Annotated in this window: 3 protein-coding genes; 2 read left to right on the top strand and 1 reads right to left on the bottom strand. The window is 32.9% G+C overall.

Going from position 1 to position 3,544, the window contains the following annotated elements:
• The first annotated feature begins 272 nt into the window (after positions 1–272).
• Positions 273–536, top strand: a complete 264-nt coding sequence (locus tag F3G98_RS05845; protein ID WP_009295449.1) for a type II toxin-antitoxin system prevent-host-death family antitoxin — start codon at positions 273–275, stop codon at positions 534–536.
• Positions 529–831 (top strand): type II toxin-antitoxin system RelE/ParE family toxin, encoded by a 303-nt coding sequence (locus F3G98_RS05840; RefSeq protein ID WP_149725873.1) that lies wholly within the window; start codon positions 529–531, stop codon positions 829–831. The genes F3G98_RS05845 and F3G98_RS05840 overlap by 8 nt, the downstream gene beginning before the upstream one ends.
• Before the next feature lie 697 nt (positions 832–1,528).
• Here the strand turns inward: F3G98_RS05840 and F3G98_RS10400 are convergent.
• On the bottom strand, positions 1,529–3,544 hold a 2,016-nt coding region (locus tag F3G98_RS10400; RefSeq protein ID WP_188116970.1), incomplete at its 5' end, for a CHAT domain-containing protein.

Here is a 3,544-nt window from a genome sequence, read left to right as displayed (position 1 = left end):
CATATACTCTTTTATCTTTTTTAATGTCTCTTCGCAAGAGTAGGTTATTTTTATTTCGTTGTTTTGCATATTAAGCCACCACTACTGTTTTAGATATTTTATTGTGATTGTATTTATAATATTATTAATTTATTATTGGTTAAGGAAAAAGTAGGAAATGCTTAATACTTGGACTTATATTTTTTAGCTTGCCAAGTTAGTTAGATAAAGCCATCTAAATTACTAACACAATTATGCTATAATCATGTCATATTATTAAAAGGAAATAGCATATGCCACAGATAATACCTATAAAAGAGCTTAGAAACACAAATGAAATTTCACAGCTATGCAATAGCAAGGATGAACCAGTGTTTGTCACTAAAAATGGCTATGGCGACTTGGTTGTGATGAGTATAAAGACATATGATAAGCTAGTAGCCACAGCCGATATAGATAGCGCCATCGCATCATCTGAAGCTAAGATAACAGCAGATACAAAGATGCTAGAAGCAAAAGATGTTTTTGCTAGTTTAAAAGATAAATATCTTGAATAAATATAAAGTCCTTATCTCACCACAAGCTTATGAAGAACTTGAGGCTATTTATAAATATATCGCACTATCTTTGCTCTCGTCAGGCGCTGCAAACTCTACATTAGAGGCTATCAAAAACGCTATCCTTAGTCTAGATGAGATGCCTAATCGTGGTGCTATTAGAAAAGTTGGCAGATATGCCAATATGGGCTATAGACAGCTATTTGTTAAAAACTATACAGTGATTTATAGGATCAATGAAAAAGATAAGGCTGTTATAATCATTACTGTTAGATACACACCAAGTGCTTTTTAGACATACAACTTCAATAATATCTTTCTAGAGAAATATCCACTAATCCTAATGCTCTCTCATCTACGAAATATACATAACATCACATACTATACATGACGTCACCTACTGCATGTTACATCATGTACTATACATTACATCAGGTACTGCATGTGACATCACATACTTGACGTGACATCAAGTACTGCACATTACATCACATGCAGTATGTTACATTATGAATTTATTTGTTATAATCCAAGAAAATTTAATGCCAGTTTCTAGTATATTTATCAACATTTTTAGTATGTTGATAAACTTACTTAGCAAGCTCAACCTGAGCTTGCTGTAAGGTCTTAGCCAGACGGGCAAAATTTTTATTTGAAAAGATACAACCTAAACAAAACTTTATCCTTAAAGATGACATTTGTCTATAAAATGTCTAAGTTTTTTGCTTAAGGCATTTACTTCTATTGTTTAAGAATTTCCAAAGATAACTGATACATATGCACTCAATAAAGTTGATATGAGCAACTAATAGCAAACTACTAAAATTTATTTTTAACAAATTTACACCTAGGCATAGCTTTAAACTATATAAGCTAAAACAAAACTTCGTTGAAAAATTTAAAACATTAAAAGTATAAAAGGAGCATAAAAAGTACGATGCCACAAGATATTATGTGGCATCGCTAGTAGCTATGGTTTTTGAACTATCGTATTACTCTCCGCTCATTATAAAAGCAGCCCAGTAAAACGGATGTTTGCCTTCCTTTATCATCTTGATCTTTGCGTTTCTTAGAACTTCGTTAAATTTCTTCTCATTGCCTTTAGTATCGGTATAAAATTCTTTCATTAGCTCCACCGTGCTATTGTCATCTACAGACCACAGACTCATTAGCACATTTTTAGAGCCAGCTTGTATAAATGTCTTAGGCAGACTTGCCACAGAGCTCGTGTCTTTAACATCTACTAGGCCTGTTTCGCATGCAGATAGCACAACTAGATCGGTTCCATCTAGGCTTAGTCCTGATAGTTTAAGTGCATTTACAAGACCCTCACCAGTTTGTTGTTTTATACCTATATTTGCACCGCTAAGCGCAACTCCTGATTTTAACATAGGGTTTGTTATGTTCTCGTCACTTATGAAGTATCCATGAGTGGTTATATGTAGTATCTTTGGAGACTTTACCGCCAGTATATTTTCTTCATTTGCATTTTCTCTAGAGAAAAGTTTTACGCCACTAAACGAGCTTTGTAAAACCTCTTCTTCTTTCTTAAAACCTCTTAGTCTTTTAAATGTCCCCATATTTTTTATAGATCTAGTTTGCACGGCTTTATTTACGTTTGGCGTATCTGCAACCATCTCCATACTCTTTCCACTCTTGCTCTCATAGTTTGGATCACTAAACATAGTGATATCCTTACCTTCATCTTTGATGTTAAATTTATGTGTTCTTATAAATTCTTTAGCTGAAGGTGTATAACGTATCTGCTTGCTCTCTATGAGATATTTATCACCATCCATAAGTGCTTCAAAAGGCAGTAGTCTTAAAGCTCCATCTGTGGAGATGATAAGAGAGTTAAATTTATCCATCCTATCTCCTATGCCTTTTTCTATAACTATGCTATATAGCTCTTTCAGAGCTTTGCTTGAGTTTGCATCTGTAGCATTTATGATCTTATCTATGTCAGCTCTAAATTCTTTTATAGTTGTATTTACTGTGTCACTATCTTTATCGTTAAGCTTTTCAAACTTCACTTCGCCACTTTTATCCACGCTAAAGATATAGTAGTTTTTACCATAATATCCTATATCTACAAAGAGCTCATTTGGTTTTAAAAGGCTTGTGAGATCACTTAGTTTTAGATCTTTTATACCAAGCTCTTGTTTAAATTTAGGTGATATCTTGGCTATCTCTATCTCTGCTTTTTCTATATCTTCGCCCAGCGCTTTTAGCTTATCCTGATAGCTTTTAGCCTCTTCTGGCTTAGGCATAGTGCCTGCTAGCTTAGCATATGCTCTTTTAAGGGAGTCTAGGTTATCTATCTTAGAGATCAGGTTCTTATCTTGTGAGATATTTTTTAGCATAGCTATGGTGTTTTCGTCATCTAGAAGTATGCCCTTATCGTTTATAAAGATCTCATAAATTTCTTGACTTAGAGCTTTTTTGTCTTTAGTGGCTTGTTGATATGAGTAACCACTTGTTAAAAGATGTGGTAAATACCAATGATTAGCTTCTAAAAATTTCTTTTTTTGTTCATTACTTAATATTTCAAAATTCTTTTCTCTATTTGCTTTAAATATATAATAAGCTTCTTTAGAGTAGTTATATGCTTTATAATAATCGCCCATATAGTCATAAACAGATCTTATGTTGTTATAACTAACGGCAGTGTCAGGATGATTTTTACCTAATACTTTCTCTCTTATCTCTAGAGCCTTTGTAAAAAACTCTAAGGCTTTTGGGTAATTCCTTATATTGTTATACATAAAACCTATACTATTATAGCTAGTAGCAGTATCGGGATGGTCTTTGCCTAGAACTTTTTCTGCTATATCTAAAGCTTTTGTAAAAAATTCAAATGCTTTTTGGTAATCACCCATACTATTATAGACATAGCCTATATTGTTATAAGCAAAAGCAGTATTAGGATGGTCTTCGCCTAGAACTTTTTCTTGTATACCTAAAGCTTTTGTATAAAACTCTAAAGCTTTAGGATAATTACCAATATT

The sequence above is a fragment of the Campylobacter concisus genome, from assembly GCF_902460895.1.
Lineage (GTDB): Bacteria > Campylobacterota > Campylobacteria > Campylobacterales > Campylobacteraceae > Campylobacter_A > Campylobacter_A concisus_BC.
Note: the sequence above shows the minus strand (reverse complement) of the source record. Positions and strands in the feature narration are given on the sequence as shown.